At 63.0% G+C, this 23,071-nt stretch carries 23 protein-coding genes and 1 pseudogene; 16 read left to right on the top strand and 8 right to left on the bottom strand.

Features of this window, described 5'->3' with window-relative positions; all coding sequences use genetic code 11:
- The first annotated feature begins 13 nt into the window (after positions 1–13).
- Positions 14–1,087, top strand: coding sequence for a sn-glycerol-3-phosphate import ATP-binding protein UgpC (locus ACRTG1_RS03380; RefSeq protein ID WP_297559110.1), 1,074 nt, complete (start codon positions 14–16; stop codon positions 1,085–1,087).
- Positions 1,088–1,151: 64 nt separating this feature from the next.
- On the opposite strand, the gene ACRTG1_RS03385 is transcribed toward ACRTG1_RS03380, so the two are convergent.
- From ACRTG1_RS03385 to ACRTG1_RS03405, 5 genes are all read right to left on the bottom strand, one after another.
- Positions 1,152–1,637, bottom strand: a complete 486-nt coding sequence (locus tag ACRTG1_RS03385) for a hypothetical protein (protein ID WP_206546475.1) — start codon at positions 1,635–1,637, stop codon at positions 1,152–1,154.
- Between the two features lie 70 nt (positions 1,638–1,707).
- Positions 1,708–2,766, bottom strand: a complete 1,059-nt coding sequence (locus tag ACRTG1_RS03390) for a D-TA family PLP-dependent enzyme (protein WP_432515487.1) — start codon at positions 2,764–2,766, stop codon at positions 1,708–1,710.
- Between the two features lie 4 nt (positions 2,767–2,770).
- Positions 2,771–3,682 (bottom strand): MurR/RpiR family transcriptional regulator, encoded by a 912-nt coding sequence (locus ACRTG1_RS03395; protein WP_113157066.1) that lies wholly within the window; start codon positions 3,680–3,682, stop codon positions 2,771–2,773.
- A gap of 2 nt (positions 3,683–3,684) precedes the next feature.
- On the bottom strand, positions 3,685–4,755 hold the full coding sequence (locus ACRTG1_RS03400) for an ABC transporter ATP-binding protein (protein ID WP_113157065.1): 1,071 nt from the start codon (positions 4,753–4,755) through the stop codon (positions 3,685–3,687).
- A gap of 11 nt (positions 4,756–4,766) precedes the next feature.
- Entirely contained in the window at positions 4,767–5,540 is a 774-nt protein-coding gene (locus ACRTG1_RS03405; protein ID WP_244974885.1) for an SDR family NAD(P)-dependent oxidoreductase, read from the bottom strand.
- Positions 5,541–5,814: 274 nt separating this feature from the next.
- Here ACRTG1_RS03405 and ACRTG1_RS03410 point away from each other — a divergent pair, with 274 nt between their 5' ends.
- From ACRTG1_RS03410 to ACRTG1_RS03435, 6 genes are all read left to right on the top strand, one after another.
- Positions 5,815–7,047: an ABC transporter substrate-binding protein gene (locus tag ACRTG1_RS03410; RefSeq protein ID WP_432515488.1), complete on the top strand. Its 1,233-nt coding sequence runs from the start codon at positions 5,815–5,817 to the stop codon at positions 7,045–7,047.
- Positions 7,048–7,142: 95 nt separating this feature from the next.
- Positions 7,143–8,018, top strand: coding sequence for a carbohydrate ABC transporter permease (locus ACRTG1_RS03415; RefSeq protein ID WP_113157062.1), 876 nt, complete (start codon positions 7,143–7,145; stop codon positions 8,016–8,018).
- The gene (locus ACRTG1_RS03420) at positions 8,015–8,839 is read left to right on the top strand and encodes a carbohydrate ABC transporter permease (RefSeq protein WP_206995810.1); all 825 of its coding nucleotides are present in this window, start codon (positions 8,015–8,017) and stop codon (positions 8,837–8,839) included. The genes ACRTG1_RS03415 and ACRTG1_RS03420 overlap by 4 nt, the downstream gene beginning before the upstream one ends.
- Before the next feature lie 21 nt (positions 8,840–8,860).
- Positions 8,861–9,226, top strand: coding sequence for a RidA family protein (locus ACRTG1_RS03425; RefSeq protein WP_113157060.1), 366 nt, complete (start codon positions 8,861–8,863; stop codon positions 9,224–9,226).
- Positions 9,227–9,251: 25 nt separating this feature from the next.
- Positions 9,252–10,718 (top strand): M81 family metallopeptidase, encoded by a 1,467-nt coding sequence (locus ACRTG1_RS03430; protein WP_432515489.1) that lies wholly within the window; start codon positions 9,252–9,254, stop codon positions 10,716–10,718.
- A 114-nt stretch (positions 10,719–10,832) separates the two neighbouring features.
- A complete protein-coding gene (locus tag ACRTG1_RS03435) occupies positions 10,833–11,297 on the top strand; it encodes a pseudoazurin (protein ID WP_432515490.1) in 465 nt (154 codons plus the stop codon).
- 39 nt (positions 11,298–11,336) lie between these two features.
- On the opposite strand, the gene ACRTG1_RS03440 is transcribed toward ACRTG1_RS03435, so the two are convergent.
- Genes ACRTG1_RS03440 through ACRTG1_RS03450 form a run of 3 tightly spaced genes read right to left on the bottom strand, consistent with a single transcriptional unit; the run spans position 11,337 to position 12,748 of the window.
- Positions 11,337–11,801: an RrF2 family transcriptional regulator gene (locus ACRTG1_RS03440; RefSeq protein ID WP_206546470.1), complete on the bottom strand. Its 465-nt coding sequence runs from the start codon at positions 11,799–11,801 to the stop codon at positions 11,337–11,339.
- A gap of 4 nt (positions 11,802–11,805) precedes the next feature.
- Positions 11,806–12,288 carry a DUF4149 domain-containing protein gene (locus ACRTG1_RS03445; protein ID WP_432515491.1) on the bottom strand — a complete coding sequence of 161 codons (483 nt, stop codon included), beginning with the start codon at positions 12,286–12,288 and terminating at the stop codon, positions 11,806–11,808.
- Positions 12,281–12,748 (bottom strand): group III truncated hemoglobin, encoded by a 468-nt coding sequence (locus tag ACRTG1_RS03450; RefSeq protein WP_206548946.1) that lies wholly within the window; start codon positions 12,746–12,748, stop codon positions 12,281–12,283. Before ACRTG1_RS03450 ends, ACRTG1_RS03445 begins: the two co-directional genes overlap by 8 nt.
- A gap of 204 nt (positions 12,749–12,952) precedes the next feature.
- Between ACRTG1_RS03450 and ACRTG1_RS03455 the strand changes: the two genes are divergently transcribed.
- The 9 genes and pseudogenes from ACRTG1_RS03455 to ACRTG1_RS03495 all read left to right on the top strand — a co-directional run bounded on the left by ACRTG1_RS03455 (position 12,953) and on the right by ACRTG1_RS03495 (position 22,986).
- A complete protein-coding gene (locus tag ACRTG1_RS03455; protein ID WP_432515492.1) occupies positions 12,953–13,384 on the top strand; it encodes a ParB N-terminal domain-containing protein in 432 nt (143 codons plus the stop codon).
- On the top strand, positions 13,381–14,823 hold the full coding sequence (locus ACRTG1_RS03460) for a Y4yA family PLP-dependent enzyme (protein WP_432515493.1): 1,443 nt from the start codon (positions 13,381–13,383) through the stop codon (positions 14,821–14,823). The genes ACRTG1_RS03455 and ACRTG1_RS03460 overlap by 4 nt, the downstream gene beginning before the upstream one ends.
- On the top strand, positions 14,756–15,766 hold the full coding sequence (locus ACRTG1_RS03465) for a cysteine synthase family protein (protein ID WP_206548948.1): 1,011 nt from the start codon (positions 14,756–14,758) through the stop codon (positions 15,764–15,766). Before ACRTG1_RS03460 ends, ACRTG1_RS03465 begins: the two co-directional genes overlap by 68 nt.
- A pseudogene (locus tag ACRTG1_RS03470) lies at positions 15,763–16,902 on the top strand (NAD/NADP octopine/nopaline dehydrogenase family protein). The gene ACRTG1_RS03465 and the pseudogene ACRTG1_RS03470 overlap by 4 nt, the downstream one beginning before the upstream one ends.
- Entirely contained in the window at positions 16,902–18,791 is a 1,890-nt protein-coding gene (locus tag ACRTG1_RS03475) for an IucA/IucC family protein (RefSeq protein ID WP_432515494.1), read from the top strand. Before ACRTG1_RS03470 ends, ACRTG1_RS03475 begins: the two are co-directional and overlap by 1 nt.
- Complete coding sequence (locus tag ACRTG1_RS03480; RefSeq protein WP_432515495.1) at positions 18,788–20,008, top strand: MFS transporter; 1,221 nt, start codon at positions 18,788–18,790, stop codon at positions 20,006–20,008. The genes ACRTG1_RS03475 and ACRTG1_RS03480 overlap by 4 nt, the downstream gene beginning before the upstream one ends.
- Positions 20,001–21,176 carry an ABC transporter substrate-binding protein gene (locus ACRTG1_RS03485; RefSeq protein WP_432515496.1) on the top strand — a complete coding sequence of 392 codons (1,176 nt, stop codon included), beginning with the start codon at positions 20,001–20,003 and terminating at the stop codon, positions 21,174–21,176. Before ACRTG1_RS03480 ends, ACRTG1_RS03485 begins: the two co-directional genes overlap by 8 nt.
- Positions 21,173–22,240 carry a FecCD family ABC transporter permease gene (locus ACRTG1_RS03490; RefSeq protein ID WP_206553084.1) on the top strand — a complete coding sequence of 356 codons (1,068 nt, stop codon included), beginning with the start codon at positions 21,173–21,175 and terminating at the stop codon, positions 22,238–22,240. Before ACRTG1_RS03485 ends, ACRTG1_RS03490 begins: the two co-directional genes overlap by 4 nt.
- Positions 22,234–22,986 (top strand): ABC transporter ATP-binding protein, encoded by a 753-nt coding sequence (locus ACRTG1_RS03495; protein WP_113157050.1) that lies wholly within the window; start codon positions 22,234–22,236, stop codon positions 22,984–22,986. Before ACRTG1_RS03490 ends, ACRTG1_RS03495 begins: the two co-directional genes overlap by 7 nt.
- Positions 22,987–23,071 lie beyond the last annotated feature (85 nt).

Raw genomic sequence — 23,071 nt, forward strand, 5'->3', positions numbered from 1 at the left:
GACCGAAATCGGCATGGCGACGATTTCCATTCGCGATATCCGCAAATCCTACGCAAAGACCGAGGTCATTCACGGCGTAAGCCTCGATGTGGCCGATGGCGAGTTCATCGTCATTGTCGGCCCCTCCGGTTGCGGCAAGTCCACGCTTCTGCGCATGGTCGCAGGCCTCGAGCGCATCACCAGCGGCACGATGGAAATCGACGGCCGGGTGGTCAACGATCTGGAACCGCGCGAGCGCGACATCGCCATGGTGTTCCAGAACTACGCGCTCTATCCGCATATGAGCGTGTTCGACAACATGGCCTATGGCCTCAAGATTGCCGGCAAGACGAAGGACGAGATCCGCCAGCGCGTCGACAAGGCCGCCACCATGCTGCAGCTCGAGCCCTATCTCGACCGCAAGCCGCGCGCCCTTTCCGGCGGTCAGCGCCAGCGCGTCGCCATGGGCCGTGCGCTCGTGCGCAATCCCGCCGTCTTCCTGTTCGACGAGCCGCTTTCCAACCTCGATGCCAAGCTGCGTGTGCAGATGCGTCTCGAGATCAAGCAGATGCAGCGCTCGGTGGGCACCACCGCGCTCTACGTGACGCATGATCAGGTGGAAGCCATGACGCTGGCCGATCGGCTGGTGGTCATGAATGGCGGCATTGCCGAGCAGATCGACACGCCGATGAATGTCTATGAACGTCCGGCCACGCGCTTTGTCGCCGGCTTCATCGGTTCGCCGGCCATGAACATTCTGCAGGGCAGCGTCTCGGGCTCGGATTTTGAGCTGGAAGGCGGGGGCAAGCTGGCGCTCGACGCCCAGCCCGCAGAAGCTGGCCGGCCGCTTCTCTTCGGCGTGCGCCCGGAGCATCTGCAGCTTGTTTCGGCGGATGAGGCCACGCTCAACCTGTCGGTCACCGCAGTGGAAACGCTTGGTGCGGACACGCTTGCTCACGGCAAACTGTCCGGCGCAAATGGCGCGGGCGGCGAGCTGATCGCCCGGCTGTCCGGCAGCGCGCAGGTCGCTCCCGGCGACACGCTGCCGCTTGCCATCCAGAAGGGCATGACGCATCTCTTCGATGCCGAGACCGGCAAGCGCCTCTGACAAAAAGCGCCGCCGGGCGAAAGGCCCGACGGCGCTTGAAAAAATTAGCGCAAGTTTCTGAAAATCAGGTGCAAAGCGGGTTCGGCATGTAACCGACAAAGCCGGTGATCTTCCAGCGCCCGTCGATCTTCGAGCAGAAATAGAGCGTTTGCCAGTTCAGCCGGTCGACGGTGCCGTCGGCCTTGGCAACCATGCCGTTGAATTTCTTGTGCAGGACCGCGCGGTCGCCATCGATGTCGATGTCGCGCATATTGGTAACGCGGAACAGGGCTTCGCGCAGCGGCTCGGCAAACGCAGTGGCCGCCGTCTCCTTGCCCTGACGCAGCCACTCGTCGCGATAGGTCTCGACGTTGGGAAACTGAAGCCGCCAGGAATCCGCATCGCTCAAAAAATGCGCGTGCATGCCAAAGAAGCGGTCTTCGGCAAAATCCCCTTCCACCATCGACCAGTCCTGCGAGAGGAACGCGTCGATGTCGCGCCGCACCAGCATCTCCCATAAGTAATGACGGTCGGCGTCGCCTTCGGGAAAGGGATTCTTGTCGTAGTTCATCAGCTCCTCCGTCTTGATGATGGGGTTTGGGGGCAGGATCTAGAGCGTCCCCACTTTTCCTGGAATTGCTCTAGGTCAGGCGGCCACGCGCAGCGACCGGAACGGTCTCGGTGACGGTGTCGCCATCGGCAAGGTTCACCGCGTCATAGAGGTTGGACACCGGGCAGACATGGTTGGGAATGATGCGCACTTTCTCGCCGATTTCAGGTTTTTTGGCAGAGCCTGAAAGATCGATGACGCCGTGCTCCTCGCTGAGCCCGGTAATCACCGCATCGGGATATTCCACGATGTGACCATGGCCGGGCACGGGCGCGAGGTCGGCGGCGAGCGCCTTGGAGCCCGCATCGATGACCGCGCGGTTCTCCGTCGGGCGGCTCACCACCGTGGCAAGCACCGTAAACGCGCAGTCTTCCAGCGTGCCATGGCCGAAAGCCACCTGCATCCGGTCTGAATAGATATAGGTTCCGGGCCTGTGCTCGGTCGCGCTCTTCACGCTTCCCGCCTCGTAGAAATCGGGCGAGCCGCCACTGGAAACCGTGTTCGCCCTGAGGCCGTTTTTCTCAAGTGCGGCGATGGCCTCGCTCAGCCATTCTTCCACCTCGGCGAGTTTCCCGCGCGGCGGATAGGTCATCAAGCCTTCGAAGCGCAGGCCAGGTGCTGCGTCGATTTCTTTCGCGAGCGTCACGACCTCTTCCATCGTCTGCACGCCGCAGCGCCCCGCGCCCGTATCGCACTCGATGAGAACCGGAAGGGGATGATCGGGATCGGTGAAATGCGCGGCATAGCCTGCCACCGTCACCGCACTGTCGGCGGTGATCGAGATGGTGATGCGCCGGTGCAGCGCCAGAAGCCGGTCGAGCTTGCCCGCGCCCAGAATGTTGTAGGGGATGAAGATGTCGGTAATCCCGGCATCGGCCATCACTTCGGCCTCACCGATTTTCTGGCAGGTGATGCCCACTGCGCCCAGGTCGCATTGAAGCTTTGCGAACATGGGCAGTTTGTGCGTCTTGATGTGCGGGCGTAGCTTCAGACCATGTTCGTCGGCATAGGCCTGGGCACGAACAAGGTTGGCTTTCGCCCTGGCGCGGTCGATGACCACCGCCGGCGTTTCCAGGTCGAGAATGCGCACGGCATCAGTCTCCAATGGGCAGTTCGGGATCGCGGATATTCTGGCTGGCAAGGCTATGGCGCACGCGGCGCAGCGGTTCAAGCACCTTCTTGCCGAGCGTCAGGGCCGTCGCCATGGCGATGATGTCGACGCTCGCCAGCAGCGCATACCGCATGGAGGAAGGTTTGTAGAGATTGCCGTCTTCCTTGAAGGTCAGCGGCAGAAGCGCGTCGCCGGCCTCGGCCAGCGGCGTGTTGGGCGTCGTCACCACGTAAGCCCGCGCGCCATACTGGCGGGCGATGGTCACCGCATCCATGACGGAGGGCGCCTGGCCCGAAACGGAAAACCCGATCACCACCGCTTTCGGCTCCAGAACGGAAGCGCTCATGCGCTGCAATTGCGGATCGGTGTGGGCGGTGACGTGCAGGCCAAGGCGAAAGAGCCGGTTCTGCAATTCCACGGCGGCAAAGGACGAGCTGCCGCCAGTGCCATAGATCAGGATTTGGCTTGCCCGGCTGATGCTGCGGGCCATCGGCTCCAGATCGATATCGGCCAGCGCCATCGACATGAGGTCGAGCGCGGCATGTGCGCCGGTCGCCACCTTTGCGACCACCTGACCGGAAAGCGGCAGCTCCTCCACCGGCGCGCTCGGCTCGCGCAGATAGGCCCCGCCAATGGCGAGCGCCTGCGCAAGGTGAAAACGCATGTCGCGCGTGCCGGGGAAACCGAGCGCCCGCGCCAGCCGCGTGATGGTCGGTTCGCTCACGCCCGCCCGTTCGGCGATCTGCGCAATCGGCGCGTGCGCCGCGAAATGCGGATCGGCCAGAATGCTCTCGACCAGACGAATTTCCGCGCCGCGCCCCCGCTCCAGCCGGTCCTGCAGCCGGGCGATGATATCGACCGTTCGTTCCGTATCGTTGGGGGCGCGTTCGTCCATTCTCAGGCTGCCTTCAGTCGCTGGCCATTGTCGTGGTCGAACAGATGCACGTGCTCGACGGGCACCGCAAGCCGCAATTCCTCACCGGGCCGCGGCAGATCGCGGTCGCGCAGGACGACGCGCACATCCTCGCCCGCAATCGTTCCGAACACATGGATTTCCGGTCCTGTCGGCTCCACCACCGCCACTTTGAGCGCCAGCGGTCCCTGCGGGTCACGCACATAGGATTCAGGCCGGATGCCGATCGTGACCGGGCGTCCGTCGCCCGCGCCGGCGGCGATGGGCAGTTTGCTGCCATCGCCCAGAACGGCAACCGGCGCGCCATCGGCGCTTTCCGTCCGCGCCTGAAGGAAGCTCATGGCAGGCGAGCCGATGAAGCCGGCGACAAAGGTGTTTGCGGGGTTGTCATAGAGCTCCAGCGGCGTGCCCACCTGCTCGATATTGCCGCCATTCATGACAACGATCCGGTCGGCCATTGTCATGGCTTCGATCTGGTCGTGGGTCACATAGACGATGGTGGTGCCGAGCTTCTGATGCAGCGCCTTGATCTCGGTGCGCATCTGGATGCGCAGCTTGGCGTCGAGATTGGATAAGGGCTCGTCGAACAGGAATACTTTCGGATCGCGCACGATGGCGCGGCCCATGGCGACGCGCTGGCGCTGACCGCCGGAAAGCTGTCCCGGCTTGCGATCCAGATAGTCGCCAAGATTGAGAATTTCAGCCGCCTTCTTGATGCGGCGCTCCGTTTCGTCCTTGGGCTCGCCGCGCACGCGCGGACCGAAGCTGATATTGTCGCGCACGCTCATATGCGGAAAGAGCGCATAGGACTGGAACACCATGGAGGTGTCCCGCTTCTGTGGCGGGATATCGTTGGCGCGCGCGCCGCCGATCATGAGGTCGCCGGCGCTGATCGCTTCCAGCCCCGCAATCATGCGCAGAAGCGTGGACTTGCCGCAGCCGGACGGCCCGACCAGAACGACAAACTCGCCATCGTCGATGGCCAGAGACAGTTTCTCGATGACTGTCAGAGAGCCGTAGCGTTTGCAGATATCCGTCAGTTTCAACTCAGCCATGAAGGGGCTCCTTAGCCGGCGATCTGTTCGAGAAAGGGCAGGTTTCCGGCGGAAATGCCTGCATCCACGGGAAGCACCGTGCCGGTGATGCCGCTTGAAAGCGGGGAGGCGAGGAAAGCGGCGGCGCGCGCCACCTCCGCAGGCTCCACCATGCGGCGCAGCGGATAAAGCGCTCCGACCTTGCCGAGAATCTCCGGGTCGCGCTCGATGCGATGATCCCACGCCATGGTGCGAACGGAACCAGGCGTGATCGCATTGGCGCGGATGCCGTGCCGGCCTTCTTCCGTGGCGACCGCGCGCATCCAGGCGATCAGCCCCGCCTTGGCAGCCGCATAGGCGGGGTTGCCGTAATGGGAGAGCGCGTTGATCGATGAGATGAAGACGAAGGCCGCGCCGCCTTCGCGCTGGCGGAGGGCCGGCAGAAACGCCTGCGAAAGACGCGCCGCACTGCGCAGATTGAGGTTCAGCTCATGGGTCAGCGCTTCGGGCGTGACGTCATCCAGCGTTTCGGCGCGTGTCCACCCGGCATTGGAGATGATGGCGGAAGGGACCCCGTTTTCGCAGATCCGTTTTGCAGCCGCCTCGACCGCTTTATCGTCCAGCAGGTCGAAACGCTGCGCCTCTGCGACGCCGGCGAAGGATAAATCGGCCTCATCCAGATCGCACGCGACGACTGAAGCCCCGAAACCCGACAGAACCTCCACCATGGCCCGGCCAATGCCACCGGCCGCGCCCGTTACGACGATTCTCTGGCCACCAAGATCGATCATTGCACTCCCATTCATTCGCTCGTTTCGTCCGCCGCTTTTGTGCTCGTGTTTTTCGTTTCACAGGCAGACGGGGCGTCGGCAGTTACACCAGCCGACATCTAAAGCTTGCCGAAAAATCGTAATTTAGCAACACGATTGTGCGATTTTCCTTGCCAGAAGCGAATTTCTGTAAAAAAATTACATAAAAGATTGCCGCTCACGCCGAGAAGGCAACCGGGAAAACAGGTCGGCCGCCGCCTCCCGAACGGGAGATGGAACAGGAACCCAAGAGAGGAACAGGGAGACAGACATGAAAAGGACTGCACTCAGGACAGCCGTTGCCGGCGCTGCTTTGTTAGCCGCGATGGGATGGACGCATGCAGAGACTGTGCGCGTGACCGTTGCGGAATACAGCTCGAAAACCGGCCCGTATTTCGAGGAAGCCGCAAAAGCCTTTGAGGAAGCCAATCCGGGCTCCGAAATCCAGGTCGAAGTGGTGCCGTGGGATGTGCTTCTGCAAAAGCTGACCACCGATATTTCCGGCGGCGCCAATGCCGATCTCTCGATCATCGGCACGCGCTGGCTGATCGACTTCGTGGATCAGGGCATTGCCGCACCGCTCGATGATTACATGACTCAGGACTTCAAAGATCGCTTCTTCCCGGTCTTCCTTGAGCCTTCGGTGATGCAGGAAAAGACCTATGGGCTGCCGGTCGCCGCATCGGCCCGCGCCATGTATTACAACAAGGACCTGTTCGAGCAGGCCGGCATTACCGAAGTTCCCGACACGTGGGATGAGCTTGCCGAGGCAGCCAGGAAGATCGGCGCGCTGGGCGATGATATTGCCGGCTTCGGACTTCAGGGCAAGGAAATCGAGACGGACGTCTATTTCTACTATGCGTTCTGGGCCTATGGCGGCGAGCTGGTGGAAGAAGACGGCACGTCCGGCCTCGACACCGATGCCGGCTACAAGGCGGCGGAGATGTACAAGTCGCTGATCGATTCCGGCGCAACGCAGCCGGGCGTCACCTCCTACAATCGTGAGGACGTGCAGAACCTGTTCAAGCAGGGCAAGGTCGGCATGATGATCACCGCGCCGTTCCTTTCCAACCAGATCAAGGAAGAAGCGCCGGATCTCAAATATGGCGTGGCGGCCATTCCGGCCGGTCCCGAGGGTGACCGTGGCACCTATGGCGTGACCGATTCCATCATCATGTTCGAGAATTCCGAGAACAAGGATCTGGCCTGGAAGTTCCTCGATCAGCTGTTCACCACCGAATGGCGCGCCAAGTTCACCTCCGGCGAGGGCTTCCTGCCGGTCAATCCGGAAGTCGCGGCGCAGCCGGCCTTTGCCGACAATGCCGATCTGAAGGAGTTCACCGCGCTTCTGCCGGACGCCCGCTTTGCACCGGTCATCGCCGGCTGGGAGGAGATCGCGGCAACCACGTCAGATGCGGTCCAGACCATCTATCTGGGCAATGGCGAGGCCAAGGCCACGCTTGATGCCGCTGCCGGCGAGATCAACAGCATTCTCGGCAACTGATCACGGCCTGACCGAACCGGCATGCGCGGCCCAGCGCCGCGCATGCCGACTTCCAAGTTTCATCCGGCGATGAGCCGGCAAAACGTGACGGGACCATGATCCGCTCGCCTCTGACCAATCCCTATCTGCTGATCCTGCCGGGGTTCCTGCTCGCCGCGTTCATCATCCTGTGGCCGCTCTACCAGCTCGGCACGATTTCGCTCAATGACGTCAATCGTTTCGGCCAGTTGCGCGGTTTCAACGGTGTCGAAAATTACGTGGCGGTCTTCACCGATCCTGATTTTCTGGGCGCGCTGTGGCGCACCTTCATCTGGACCGGCGCCATCGTCATCGGCACGCTCGTCGTTTCCGTGCCCGTCGCCATGATCCTCAATGAGGATTTTTATGGCCGCGCGATTGCGCGCGTCATCATCATGCTGCCCTGGGCCGTGTCGCTGACCATGACCGCCATTGTCTGGCGCTGGGCGCTGAACGGCGAAAGCGGCATGCTCAATTCCGGCCTTCATGGCCTCGGTCTCATCGACCAGAACATCCAGTGGCTCGCCCGCGCCTCCACCGCCTTTCCGGTGCAGATCATGATCGGCATTCTGGTCACGGTGCCCTTCACCACGACGATCTTTCTCGGAGGACTCTCCTCCATTCCCGACGATCTTTATGAGGCGGCGAAGCTTGAGGGCGCGTCGCGCTGGCAGACATTCCGCGAGATCACCCTGCCGCTGATGAAGCCGTTCCTGAACATCTCCATCGTGCTGAACATGATCTATGTGTTCAACTCGTTCCCGATCATCTGGGCCACCACGCAGGGCGGTCCTGCGAACTCCACCGATATTCTCGTCACCTATCTCTACAAGCTGGGCTTCCGCTTCGGGAAACTCGGCGAGGCCTCGGCCCTTTCGGTGATGATGTTCGTGCTGCTGCTTGCCTTCACCGTTCTCTATGTCTCGCTGGCCATGCGGAGGGAACGCACATGAGCCCGAAGCTGAAAAAATCCCTCCTCTACTGGGCGCTGCTCTCGCCGCTCATCGTGCTGATCCTGTTCCCGTTCGCCGTGATGTTCATCACCGCGATCAAGCCGGCAAATGAAGTGCTTTCGCCCACCTGGTGGCCGCGCGAGCCGGCATGGCGCAACTTTATCGACATGTGGGCCGTCACCAATTTCGGCAATGCGCTGTGGAACTCGGTCTATGTGTCGGTTCTGTCGACCGTGCTGGCGCTCGCCGTCTCCATTCCCGCAGCCTATGCGATGAGCCGTTTCCGTTTCGCGGGACAGGGCTTCTTCCGCCAGTTCCTTCTGGTCACGCAGATGCTGTCGCCCATCGTGCTGGTGATCGGCCTGTTCCGACTGGTCGTGTGGCTCGGCCTGCTCGACAATGTGAATTCCATCGTCTTCGTCTATGGCGCGTTCAACGTCGCCTTCACGGTGTGGATGCTGCAGAGCTATTTCTCCACCATCCCGAAGGATCTGGAGGAAGCCGCCTGGATCGAGGGCGCGAGCCCGGCAAAGGCGCTGGTTATGGTGTTCCTGCCGCTTGCCCTTCCGGCCATGACGGTTACCGCCATCTTCTCCTTCATCAATGCCTGGAACGAGTTCGTGATCGCACTCACCATGCTGCGACGGCAGGAGAGCTACACGCTGCCGATCCAGATCTTCTCGCTGGTTGCCGGCCGCTACACGGTCGAATGGCACCATGTCATGGCGGCCACGTTCGTCGCCACAATTCCCGTCGCCATCATCTTTGCCTGGTTGCAGCGCTATCTCGTGCGCGGCCTCGCGATCGGCGCGGTGAAATAGGTCTCAAAACGGAGTTTATCGATGACCAAGCAGTGCTTTGGCACATCCCATGTGCCGCTTTCCCCCGCCGTTCGCGCCGGCGACTTCGTCTACATTTCGGGCCAGGTGCCCGTGGGTGAGGATGGCGTTGTCGTTCAGGGCGGCATCACCGAGCAGACCCAGCAGGTGATGGCCAACGTCAAGGCCGCGCTGGCGCTCGCCGGCTGCTCGCTGGACGATGTGGTCAAGACGACCGTGTGGCTGGAAGACGCGCGCGATTTCGGCCCCTTCAACGCCGTCTATGGAAAGCACTTCCCCAAGGATCCGCCGGCGCGCACCACCGTTGAATCGCGGCTGATGCTCGACATCAAGATCGAGGTCGAGGCCGTCGCCTACAAGCCGCTCTGATCCAGACAAACCGGAATCTCATCGCATGCGTGTCTTCACGGCGTCGCTCGCCACCGAAACCAACACCTTTTCGCCCATCCCCACGGATCGCGGGGATTTCGAGATGGCTTTCTACGCCAAACCCGGCGACCATCCCGAAACCCCGACGCTCTGCTCCGCGCCGATTCCGGTTCTGCGGCGGCGGGCGAAGGAGGAGGGTTTCACCCTGATCGAGGGCACCGCCACCTGGGCGGAACCGGGCGGTTATGTCCGTCTCGATGTCTATGAGGCGCTGCGCGATGAGATTCTCGATCAGCTCCGGGCCGCCATGCCGGTGGACTGCGTGGTGCTCGGCCTGCACGGGGCCATGGTGGCGCGCGGGCTCGACGACTGCGAGGGCGATCTGCTCGCCCGTGTGCGCGAGATCGTCGGCCCCAATGTGATCGTTGCCGCCGAACTCGACCCGCACAGCCATCTGACGGCGAAGCGCGTTGCGGCGGCGGACATTCTCGCCGCCTTTCTGGAGTTTCCGCATACGGATTTTCTCGAGCGCGCCGAGCATGTGGTGGATCTGGCGCTGCGCGCCACGCGCGGCGAAATCCGCCCCGTGATCTCCACCTTCGACTGCCGCATGGTCGACGTCTTTCCCACGAGCCGCGAGCCCATGCGCTCCTTCGTGGACCGCATGAAGGCGCTGCAGGGCAGGGGGGACGTTCTTTCGGTCTCGCTGATCCATGGCTTCATGGGCGGCGACGTGCCCGAGCTTGGCACCCAGGTCATGGTCGTCACCGATAATGCGCCGGAGGCCGGTGACGCACTGGCCGAAGAACTGGGGCTGGAGGTGCGCGGCATGCGTGGCATGACCGCGATGAACAGCCTCTCCATCGAAGACGCCATCGCGAAAGCCGGTGCCGGCGGCAGGAGCGGAAAACCCGTCGTGATCGCGGATATGTGGGACAATCCCGGTGGCGGAACCGCAGGCGACAACACCGCGCTTTTGCATGCGCTTGTTGAAAGCGGCATCACGCGCGCGGGTGTCGCGACCATCTGGGATCCGCAGGCCGTCGGCTTTGCCCATGGCGCGGGCGAGGGCACCATTCTCGACATGCGCATCGGCGGCAAGGCGAATGCGGCCAGTGGCACGCCATTCGACGGCACATTCGAAATCCGCAGGCTGGCGGAAGAAGGGTGGCAGACCTTCGGCACCAGCCGCGTCACGCTTGGCCCGGCGGCTGTGGTGCGGCTTGTCGGCACCGAGATCGACATCGTGCTCAACACCAACCGCACCCAGACCTTCGAGCCGGATATCTTTTCCAATCTCGGGGTCGATCCGCTGGAAAAGCAGGTGCTTCTCATCAAGTCGACCAACCACTTCCATGCGGGTTTTGCGCCCATCGCGGAAGAGATCATCTACGCGGCGGTGGAAGGGTGCTATCCGAACAATCCGAAGACGGCGGGATACACCAAACTCGCCCGCCCAATCTGGCCGATAGACGAGAACGCATTCCAGTAGAAAACCTGCGCTCAAATGCGGCCTGTTTGACCAATCGCAAAGTGTGTCTCCATGTCGACGGCTAGAAGGAGCCGTCGATATCAAGCGTTCGAAGCCGAACCCAGGAGACCATTCATGAAAGCGATCAAAACCGCCGCCGTGGCACTTGTTGCCGGCCTTGCCCTTGGCATCGTCTCAACGCCCGGCTTCGCCGCCGAGTTTGAGATCAGGATGCTCAACAAGGGCGAGAAGGGCGTGATGGTTTTCGAGCCGGATTTCGTTCGCGCGCAGCCCGGCGACACGATCAATTTCGTCTCGGTCGATCCCGGCCACAATGCCGAGACCATCAAGGGCATGGTTCCTGAGGGCGCCGAAACATTCCGCAGCAAGGTCAGCAAGGATTTCTCGGTGACGCTGACGGAAGAAGGCATTTACGGCGTCAAATGCACCCCGCATTACGGCATGGGGATGGTCGCCCTGGTGGTGGTCGGCGAGCCGGGAAATGCCGATGCTGCGGCGAAGGTCAAGCACCCCGGCAAGGCGAAGAAGCACTTTGCCGAACTGTTTGAAGCGCTGCCGGAAAAACTCGCCGCCAACTGATCCGGGCAGGGCTATGCCGGGCGGGTTTCCTGCCCGGCTTTAATTCAGGGCCGGGGCCGCGGGAGGCTCCAGCGCAAGGCCCAGAAGCCCGGCAAGCGCGGAACGCTCGGCCACGAGATCGGCAAGCGAATAGCGGTCGAACACCGCCAGATATGCATCCAGCGCTTCGGCCACGACGCCCCTCAGGCGACAGGCCGGGTTAAGTGCGCAGCGCGTCGCGCCACCGCCCATGCAGGCGACCAGCGCGAAACTTTCCTCCATCTCCCGCACGACCGCACCAAGGGTGATTTCCTCCGGCGCACGCGCCAGCGCGATGCCACCGGAGCGGCCGCGCTCCGTGGTCACCACACCCATCTGCGAAAGCCGACGCGCGACTTTCAGCAGATGGTTGCGCGACAGATCATAGGCATTCGCCACCTCGCTCACCGTGCAACCGGCATCGCCCCGCAGCGCCAGATAAATCAGCATCCTGAGCGCATAATCCGTCTGCTGCGTCATACGCATGGCGTCACCCCTGCGCTGCGCCGGAAACCCTGTGGGAGCGCACCAGACCGAACAGGGCGCAAAGCGATGCGCCAAGCAGGATGAGCGCTTTAAGGCCCTCGCCGGAAGCGTAGATGAAGTGGTGCATGGAGGCCGGCAGCGGCGAACCGGCGATAACGGCCGCCATGCGCGCGTCAAGCACGGGCAGAAGCCAGAATGATTGCACGGCGAGGATCACCACCAGAAGCGCCGTCGCCAGAAGAAGCACGCGTCGCCGATAAACGAACACCGTCGCCATCATCAGCAGGACGGCCAGCGCCCATTCAACGCGCGAAAAGGCTGCGAAGGTGACATTGCCGATCTCCAGCGCGACAGGCAGCGACATCGAGCCCGCCTGAAATTTCACCGGTGTGGCCAAAAAGGAAACGCCGCACACCATGCCCAGCCAGATGAGGGCGATGAAGCCATAGGCGGCGAGCGCTGCGGGGCTGGTTTCGTTCTCACGCATTGCCTGCACTCCTCGCACGCGCCGCATCCGGTCCGAGCGCTGCAGGCAGGCGGAAGAACATGGCCAGCCGCAGGCTCCTTGCAATGCGCTCGGCCCGCTCGACGAAGACCGCCGCGGTGCCCGGCGCGCACAGATCTGCAACCGTCTGCCGGAAGATGCCGAGCCAGATGTCGAAGTCGGATTCCTCGACGGTGGTGAGCTTCACATGCGCAGGCACGGGTCGGCCGTGATAGCTGCCATCCTTCAGGATCACGGCGCACCAGAAGTCCGTCATCTTTTCCAGATGCGGTTCCCAGTCGTCCTTGATCTCTCCGGCGAAAATCGGGCCGAGACGCGCATCGCTGCGAACACGGCGATAGAATTCCCGCACCAGACGGCCGATGAAAGCGCGGTCCACCGCCGGGTCTTTCAGGGCCTCGTCAGGCTGCGGCCTTGGGCGCGCCGACAATGCATCGCTCATGGCATGCTCCTAAAGTGATATATTCTACGCCACTTTTATCATGAAGGCGCGTCCACTCAACAGACGCGATGTCGCAGCGCCGATCTGCCTGGCAGGCGAGGGGGCGGCGGTCTCAGCCATGGGTTGTGCAGCGCCTCTCATTTAATCTTGACAAAGATACTCATATTAATGATGATTGGGAACGAAAACAGCGGATCACTCGTGATGCAGTATCGTCTCCTTTCGCCAGAAAGCCTGATACCAACCGAAGACGTCGACCCCGACCGGGTTGCCGGGCTTCAGGACGCTATTTTGCGCCATGGCTTCTGGACCGTGCCCATCGCGGTCGAGAGGAGCGCCCTGTTCGTGATGGATGGCCATCATCGTCTCGCCGTCGCCCAGCGCCTGCGTCTTGCCGTCGTTCCGGTCGTGTTGCGCGACTATTGCGATGTGAAGGTGGAGAGCTGGCGGCCGGGCATGACGATAACGCCAGCGCGCATCTTTGCGATGGCGCGCAGCGGCCGCAAATTCCCGAGCAAGACCACGCGGCATCTATTCGTAGAGGAACTGCCCGACTGCGCGCTGCCGCTTGGCCATTTGCGTCACCCGGGCATCGCGCCGCGTTTCTTCGGGCCAGCGCCCGAGGCGCGCCCGTGACGTTTCATGGCCACAAGCCCAATGCCGGGCTCTCCCCCGTCTTAAGTCCGGAAATCGCAAGATTTCTGGCCGAAGAAAACACGCTTCTAATGGAGTGGATCGACCGGCACGGCTCCCCGCTCAACCTGATCTGGCCCGGACAGCTGGCGAAGAATCTTGCCGCGATGGAGGCGGTTTTCGCGCAGTGTCGCGTCGCCCATGCGGTCTATTATGGCGCCAAGGTCAACAAATCACCGGGCCTCATGGCCACGGCATTGAAAGCCGGTGCCGGGATTGACGTGTCGAGCCTCTATGAGCTTCAGGACGCCCTGCATCTCGGAGCCGATGGGGGAAAGCTCGTGGCAACGGGACCGGCAAAATCCCGGGCGTTTCACGAAGCCCTGATCGATTGTCAGGCCCTGATTTCGGTCGATTCACCGGAAGAACTCGACGATCTGATCGCCCGCCTTCCAGACCGGACGAGCGCGCAGCCGGTGCTTATGCGCCTGCAGCCTGCCGGTCATGAAAAGAGCCGTTTCGGCATGCCCGCACCGCGCCTGCGCGCCTGCTTTGCGCGCATTGCCGCCGAAAAGAGACTGCGCTTCGATGGGCTGCACTTTCATATAAGTGGTTATGCCTGGGAAGAGCGCGCAGAAGCATTGCGTGAAGCCGCTCCGCTGATCGCTGAAGCCCGCGCCATGGGGTTCGCCCCGCGCATGATCGACATTGGCGGCGGATTGCCGGCGCAATATGTCGATCCGCACGCCTATCGCGCGCATTTGCAGGCGCAGAGGCCTGACGATTATCGAACCGGAAGAGTGCCATCCGCGTTCTATCCCTATGGGGGCGCGCTTTCCGCCGCCGACTGGCTGCGCCATCTGCTCGACGCTCCCATGGGTGATGGCCACAGCGTTGCGGATTATCTGAAGCGCGAAGCGCTGACGCTCGGGCTGGAGCCGGGGCGCGCGCTCGCCGATCAGACGGCGCTGACGCTCTTTCGGATACTGCGGGTCAAGGCGCTCACGGCCAGAGACCATGTGATCTTTGTCGAAGGCAGCAGTTTCAGCGCCTGCGAGACGTGGTTTTCGTCCGAATTTCTGGTCGATCCGGTCCTTTTGCCGACGGGTCGCTCCGCACGCTTACTCAGGCCCGTTCGTGCCTACATCGCAGGCCACAGCTGCCTGGATGAAGACGTGCTTTGCAACCGTTGGCTCACCTTTCCGGTTGCTCCACGCGCCGGAGACATTCTGGTCTGCGCCAACACTGGCGGCTACCAGATGGACCTCCTCGAAAACGAATTTCATCGCCACCCGATGCCGGGCCGCCTTCGCGTGGTTCAGGACTCAAATGGGCAGCCAGCTCTTGTTCCTGACTCACTGACGAGAGGCGCACATGCTTTGCAGCACCATTGGCCAGTTGATCGGTTACACGCCGGTCATGACGATCCCTGTGCCGAATAGCGACGCTACGCTGGCACTCAAAATCGAGAAGAACAATCCAGGCGGTTCGATGAAAGACCGCATGGCGCGCAGCATGGTCATTGCCGCGCTTGAAGACGGAAGGCTTTCCCCCGGCGGGACGATTGTCGAATCCTCTTCCGGCAATACCGGCATAGGCCTGGCGCTTGCCGCGCAGGAATTCGGCCTGCGCTTTATCGCCGTGGTCGACCACCATGCAGCACCCGACAAGATCCGCACCATGCGGGCGCTCGGCGCGGAGATCCGCTTTGTCGAAGGCGATTTTCGCGAAGACGAGGTTGCGGTGGTGGAGCGGCAGCGGCTTGCCGCACAGCTTGGCGCGCAGCTACCCGGCGCGCTCTTCATGAACCAGTCCGACAATCCGGCGAACCCGGATGGCTATGCCGGCTTTGTCGATGAACTGCTCGTTCAGTTTCCCAGAGGGATCGACGCCTTTGTGGGTTGTGTCGGCACCGGCGGCTCCATGACCGGCATCGCCCGGCGTCTGAAGCGGCACAACCCGCGCATTCGCACGATCGCGGTGGAGCCTGCCGGCTCCATCGTCTTCGGCAAGCCGGGGCATGCCTATTATCAGTCTGGCACGGGAACCCCGGCCGGCGACGAAGTGGGCAAAGTGCTCGATTACACCTGCATCGATGAAGGCGTACAGGTTACCGACACGCAGGCGTTTGAAACCGCGCGCCATGTCGCCCGCCATCATGGTCTTCTGGTCGGGGGCTCCACGGGCGGAACCATCTACAAGGCGCTGGAATTCATCGCGTCGGGCCATCTTTCGGGCACGGTTGTCACCGTGGTGGCCGATGGCGGCGAGAAATATCTGGGCTCCATCTTCGATGATGACTGGATGCACAAACGCAACCTGCTCGACCCCGCGATTGGCGAGCAGCTCGAATTCTGGCTCTCCGGCATGGCGTGCGCGGCATGAAGGTCACGATCTGCGGCGCGGGCCGCACCGGACATCTCAACGCAGTGCTTTACAGGCAGCAGCCGAATGTCAGCGTTTCCGTCTTCACCCGGAACGCCGAACTGGCTGAACTTTGGGCCTCTGGCGAGAGCCAGTGGGAGGCGCACACCGCTGACGGCGGTGTGCTCTCGGCGCGGCCAGACTATGTGGGCGCGGATGCCGAGCGGGCGCTCTCCCAGACGGATCTCGTCGTGGTGACCCAGCCCGCACAGGCGCGCGCCGGGCTTCTTGAACAGCTTGCGCCGCACCTTCCGCAGGAGAGGCGCGTCTTTCTCGGCGCGATCCCCGGCTTTTGCGGGTTCGACTGGCTGGCCGCCGAAATTCTTGCTGGACACGACAATGTCGTGATCTGGGGCATGAAGGATGTGCCCCACACGGCGTTCGACCTGACGCCCGGAAAGCGCGTGCGCATGGGCGGTGCAAAGGCGCAGCTTTATGCAGCGCTTCACCGCCGCGAGGATGACGCCCACGGTGCGGAACTGGCTGGCCTGCTTGCCACGCTGTTTGCGGCCCCGGTGACGATGCTGCGCGACTATCTGGAAATCACGCTCACCCCCGGCAATGCACTCATGCACCCGGCCGTGCTCTATGGCCTGATCGGCCCGGACGGGCCATGGCAGGGCAGAGCGTTCGACGCACCCGTCTGCTGGTGGAGCGATTGTCCGCAAAAGGGCGCGGATCTCCTTGAGGCGTGTGATGCGGAAAATCAGGCGATCCGCCATGCGGCAGAGGCGAAGCTCGGCATCGATCTCAGCAGCGTGAAGCCGCTCCGGCAGGAGCTGATCGAAGCCTATGGCGACTAGATCGGGGATGCCCGAAGCCTCTATTCGCTCCTGCGCACGAACCGCGCCTATGCCGGTATCAAAGCCCCCATGACGCCTGATCCGCAGGGGCGGGGGCTGGTGATTGACCGCGAAAGCCGCGCCTTCCACGAGGACATCGGTTTCGGGCAGGCCCTGCTGGTTGAGATGGCGAAACGGCTCGGCGTGGCGGTTCCCAACATCGCGAAAACCTATCGCTGGGCCTGTGATTATCACGGCGGGTTGGCCGAAACCGCGCCGGCCTATCTGCCCCGCAACTGGTCGGAGGCTGCGTGATGGATGACATTCGCCTTTACACCGCCGCCAGTCTCGATGAAGCGCCTTTGCGGGAAAACGCAGTGCAGAACGCACTGCGAAGGCTCATCCGCTGCCTGTTCGCCGAAGGCCTGCTCGATCCGGCGGCCCTGCAATGGGCCGGGGACAGAAATGAGGCGGAACTTCCGCTCTGGCCATCGCGCCGGGTTCTCCATTTCGCTGACCTGCGTCGTGCGCCCGCAGGCACACTGCGGAATTTCGGACCGATGGAGCTTGTGGATGCGGCAGGCGTTCGCGCCCGCATCGAGCATCCCGTCACGCTGGTGCGGGCGATTGCCCCGAGCCTTGCCATGTCGCCCGCGGCCAATGGCATCACACATCTCCTGCGCGACATCGAAAACAGCATGGCAAACGACATTCTGGCGCGTCGCTACCGCGCGGATTGGAGCGCGGGGCTGCGACGCCGGATCGATGATGGGAAGGCCCCCGGCCTCCTTGCCTATCTGCAGGAGACCCTGCCGCCCCATCTGGCGGCGATGTTCCTCGATCAATGGGGCGCGCTTGAAGGGCACCCCTTCTATCCAACGTGGAAGGCGCGCCCGGGCCTCTCGGCAGAAGACGTGGAAGCGTTCTCGCCCGAGTTCGGCGCGCGGGTGCCGGTGCGCATTGCCGCGCTGCGCAGGGACTGGGCCCATGTCGAGAGAATGCCTCATGTGGCCGATTATTCCGACTGGTTCGCGCAGAATTTCCCCGATTGCTGGCGGGACTGGTTGCACCGGTTGGAGGCGTGCGGCCAGGTGGTGACGGAGTGGATACCGCTGCCGATCCATGCCTGGCATCTGACGCATTTCGTGCGCCACGAATTTGCAGACGAGATCGCCCGTGGCGTGCTCGACCCGGAAGGCCCCGACTTGGTGATGCTGCCTTCCATGTCGTTCCGCACCATGTTGCCGGAGACGCAAACCCCGCGCCCCTTCATCAAATTGCCGGTCGCGATCTGGATGACCAGCGAGCAGCGCACCCTGCAGGCCAAGTCCATCCATATGGGGCCGCGCCTCAGCACGATGATCCGCGATATCCTGATGCGCGAGGGGGAGGCGCTAACCGACAGGCTCGACATTTTCACTGAGGAGCTGGGCGCGATCCTCCGCGATCCCGAAACGGGCGATGAGCATCCCGGCCGCTTTCTCTCGGTTGTCTATCGCAACACCGATGTGCTGAAGCTTGCCGACGGTCAGATCGCGGTCGCCGTTGCCGCCCTTCTTGCCGAAAGCCCGCTCGATGGCCGGCCTCTCATCTGCGAGCTGATCGCCCGGGGAGACGAGGGCGGCGAGGGCGATGCGGCGGTGGAAGCCTTCTTCCGCTCCTATGCACGCACCATCATCGAGCCCGTGCTCACCATGTATCTGCTCTATGGCATCGCCTTCGAGGCGCATCAGCAGAACAGCACCACCCTGTTCGATGCGGCGGGCAGACCACGAAAACTGCTGATCCGCGATTTCGGTGATGGCCGCAGCTTCGCACCGCTTTTCGAGGAACGCGGCTTCCGGCTGAAACCCTTTGTGCGGGAGGGCATTCTGCCCACCACGTTCGACGAGGATATCGGCCCGGTGCGGTCCTTCCTCATCGATGCCTGCTTCGTCTGCCATCTGCACGAGATCGCGCTCACCCTCACCGATCACTATGAGCTCCGCGACACGGGCCTGTGGCGCATTCTCAGAGAAGAAACGGAAAGCGTTTTCGACGCTTTGCGCCCGCGCATGCTGAGCGACGCCTTCTGGCAGCGGGAGCGAACGGCGTTTCTCGAAGAGCCCTGGCCGACGCGATCCGTTCTGCGCATGCATCTGGAGCGATACCGCGACTACCGCGCCGAGCACACGCTGCCCAACCCGCTGGCGGAGGCGCAATGACGCTCACGGCAACGGTCATTCGCGGCTTTGGGCCGGTCTTTGTTCTGCTCTTTGCGCTGCAATTCGTTTCCATGGGCGCGATGGAGATGAGCGGGCCGTTCTGGCCGCTGCACATCGAGGCGCTGAGCGCTTCTGAAAACGCCTTCGCCCTTGCCGGCATCGGCGTCTACGTGCTCCCCATGCTCGGCATATCGCTGACCAGCGCTTTCTGGGGGCGGATGGGAGACCGCTACGGCAACCGGCTGATGATGGTGCGCGCGCTTGCGGGGCTGGCCGTCACGCAATTGCTGGTGGCCTTCGCAACCGATGTGTGGACCATCATGGCCCTGCGCTTTCTGCAGGGGGGATGCGCGGGCTATATCGCCCCGGCGCAGGCATATGGGGTTCAGGTCACCGGGGGCAGGGACCGCACAAGCCTGTTCGCCTGGCTCCAGGTGGCCACCAATGTGGGCTCGCTCGGCGGCGCGTTTCTGGGCGGGCTGATCCTCGATGCCTATCCCTTCGCCGTGATCAACCTCACCGCTGGCGCGGTCTGCGCCCTCTGCGCCCTTGTCGCCTGGCTAAGCCTGCCGACACCGCAGGGCGAAGCGCCCGCCGTGGGCGCGGGCAGGGTGCAGGCGCGGCCGGCCGAGGCGCCTGTCACCGCGCTCTTTGTTTTGATGAGCACGCTCATTGCCAGCCGCATGGTGCTTCAGGTTCCGTTTGCGCTTTACATGACGCAGGTCTTCGGCGCGGCCCACTGGGTTGCCGGCTTCAGCTACGGCCTGCTGGCTCTCGGTTTCGTGCTTGCCGCGCCGCTGTGGGCGCGGTTCCTCGAAGAGCGGCCCAACGCCTTTGTGCTGGGCTGGAGCGTGCTGATCTCGACCGCGTGCCTGCTCGTCACGCATCTCGCCGGGGCCACCAGCTCCGTTGCGACATTCACCATGCTCTATTTCCTCTGGGGTGTGCTTCTGGGCGGCACCACGCCCGTTCTGCTCTCGCTTGTCTCGGCAGCCACGCCGGGCGACCGGCAGGGGCGGGCGCTTGGCCTCGCGCAAAGCTGGCAGCAGGGCGCATCCGTGATCGGCATCACCGCCGGCGTCATCGCAACGCGGCTCTTGGGACTGGAAGCCGCGTTCCCACTCGTCTCATCCCTCTACGCCCTCTCCACCTGCATCGCGCTCGGCACATGGCTGAGGGAGCGACACTCAAACAAACAGGAGATTTCAAATGACTGAAAGACGAACCCTGCTTGGCTCCATCGCCATGGCAGTTCTGCTGACCCTGACCGTGCCATCAGGGTTGGCTCTTGCCAATGACAAGCCGGCGGCTCAGGCGCAGGCACCGCTTGTCGTGACCGATATTGCAGGCCGCGAGGTCACCGTTCAGGCGCCCGTTCAGCGGATCTTGCTGGGCGAGGGCAGACAGCTTTACCTCATTGCATCGCTCGCCCCGGAAAACCCGCTTTCGCGCATCGTTGCCTGGCGCAACGACTTGATCGAGGCGGACCCCGCCACCTATGCGCAATATCTGATGGCGTTTCCCGAGCTTGCGGACCTCACCACGTTCAAGGGGCAGGAAGACAGTCTGATCGACATCGAGTCGGCCATTATCCAGAAGCCCGATGTGGTTCTGCTCAATCTCGAGGCCATGCGCGCCAATGAGGACGCCGAATATGTCGAGAAGCTCGCCGCGCTCGATATTCCGGTTCTCTATGTGGATTTCCGGCACATGCCGCTCGAAAACACCGATCCGACAATCCGCCTTCTCGGCAAGATCATGGGCCGCGAGGACAGGGCCGAGGAAATCGTCGCCTTTCGGCGCAAGGCAATGGCCGAGGTGACCGATGTCATCGCCGCGCAGAGGCCTGAACGGCCGAACGTGTTCATCGAGCGCATCGGCGGTTATTCGGAGGAATGCTGCCTCACATTCGGGCCGGAGAACTTTGGCAAATATGTCGAGCTCGCCGGCGGCCACAATATAGGTAGCGATTTCCTGCCCGCGACCTTCGGCCAGCTCAACCCGGAGCAGGTGATCGTCTCCAATCCGGAGCATGTGGTCGTTACCAGCGCGGACTGGGAAGCCTATGTTCCAGGCGGACGCTGGATACCGGTCGGTCCGGGCGAAGACACCGAAAACGCGCGCGAAAAGCTGGACTGGTACACGACGCGCAATGCCTATGCCGGCACCGAGGCGCAGGAAAAGCAGAATTTCCACGGCATCTGGCACCAGTTCTACAACAGCCCCTATGATTTCGTGGCCGTGCAGCAGATGGCGAAATGGTTCCATCCCGAGCTCTTTGCCGATCTGGACCCGGACGAGACATTTGCGGACTATCACCGCCGCTTCCTGCCCGTGGACTATCTGCCGGGCTACGCCGTGAGCCTGTCCGACAATCCGTCATGACCGGCATTCGCAGTGAAACAGCGCCCCTTTCGGGGCGCACCTCCTATCAGGCGCTGACCCTGCGGCGAAAGCTCGTTCTCGCCGCTCTCTCCGTCGCTCTCGTTCTGGCGCTGATCGGCGACATCGCCACCGGACCTGCAAGCTACGGCCTTTGGGATGTGGCGCGCACGCTGATCGCGCCGGCCGAGGCCGATGCGCAGATGCGGGTCATCGTCTGGTCCATCCGCACGCCGGCCGCCTTAATGGCCATCGTCGTGGGCATGGCGCTCGCCATTGGCGGGGCGCAGATGCAGACCATTTTGAACAACCCGCTGGCGAGCCCCTTCACGCTGGGCATTTCAGCCGGCGCGAGCTTCGGCGCGGCGCTGGCCATCGCCTTCGGTGTCGCCCTCATTCCGGCAGCGGGCGAATATGTGGTCGCGGTCAACGCTTTCGTGGTCGCCATGGCGACGGCCTGTCTCATCCACATGGCGAGCATCAGGCGCGGGGCGTCCATCCAGACCATCGTTCTGTTCGGCATCGCGCTTGTCTTCAGCTTCAACACCGCGCTGGCCATCACCCAGTATTTCGCCAATCAGGAGGCGGTTGCTGCCATCGTGTTCTGGACCATGGGGAGCCTCGCCAAGGCCACATGGCCGAAATTCTTCATGACCGCGTTTGCCGTGGCCATCACGCTGCCCATCTTCCTGCGCCGCCGCTGGCAGCTTTCCGCGCTGCGGCTGGGCGAGGCGAGGGCGGCCAGCTTCGGCATACCGGTGCGCCGCCTGCGGCTTGAAACGCTGATCCTCGTGTCGCTTCTCTCGGCCATTCCGGTGGCCTTTGTGGGCACGATCGGCTTCGTCGGGCTCGTTGGCCCGCATATCGCGCGCATGATGGTGGGCGAGGACCAGCGTTTTCTCCTGCCGGCAAGCGCGCTGACCGGCGCGCTGATCATGTCGCTGAGTTCGATCCTGGCAAAGGTCGCCGTGCCCGGCGTCGTGCTGCCCATCGGCATCGTGACCGCGGCCGTCGGCCTGCCGGTCTTCCTCTATCTGATCCTCAAGAACGGGAGAGAGATATGGTAGTTTTGAGCACGGATCGCCTCGGCGTCCGCTTCGGGTCGCGCGATGTGCTGCGCGACATCACGCTGCCGCCCTGCGACGGCGGCAAGGTGGTTGCCATTGTCGGCCCCAACGCGGCGGGCAAGTCGACCCTCTTCCGCCGCATCGCCGCCCTTCTGCCGGGGCCGGGCTCCTTCAGCATCAGAAATGTGCGCGATCCCGCCCGGGCCATCGCCTACATGCCGCAGGACCAGAGCGGCAGTGCGGTTCTGACCGTCTTCGAGGCCGTTCTTCTGGCCCGCAAGCAGGTGAGCGGCTGGCGGCTGCGAAACGGTGACCTGATGGCGGTCGACCAGACGCTTCAAACGCTTGGCATCGACCATCTCGCCGACGAGGTGTTGTCGGAACTGAGTGGCGGGCAGCGCCAGCTTGTCGGGCTTGCCCAGTGCCTCGTGCGCGATCCGCAGGTGCTGCTTCTGGACGAGCCGACCAGCGCGCTCGACATGAACCGCCAGCTGGAAGCCCTGAGCTGTGTGCGCGGGCTGGCGCGCGAAAAGGACATGCTCGTCCTGATCGCGCTGCACGACCTCAACCTGGCGCTGAAATTCGCCGACGAGGTGGCGATTCTGTCAAACGGAACGCTTCATGCTTTTGGGCCGGCGGCCAATGTACTGACCCCCGACAACCTCGCCACCAGCTTCCGCGTGCGCGCCCGCGTCGAGCCCTGCTCACGGGGCGAACCGCATCTCATCGTGGATGAGGCGATCTGAGGGAGCCATTCGACGTTCAGTCTTGCGCGACCCGCCCGGAAATGCTTCGAACCGGCTGCAATCTATAACTGTTGTGGCTGAGTGC

The sequence above is a fragment of the Nitratireductor sp. PBL-C9 genome (assembly GCF_050877045.1).
GTDB classification, from domain to species: domain Bacteria; phylum Pseudomonadota; class Alphaproteobacteria; order Rhizobiales; family Rhizobiaceae; genus Nitratireductor; species Nitratireductor aquimarinus.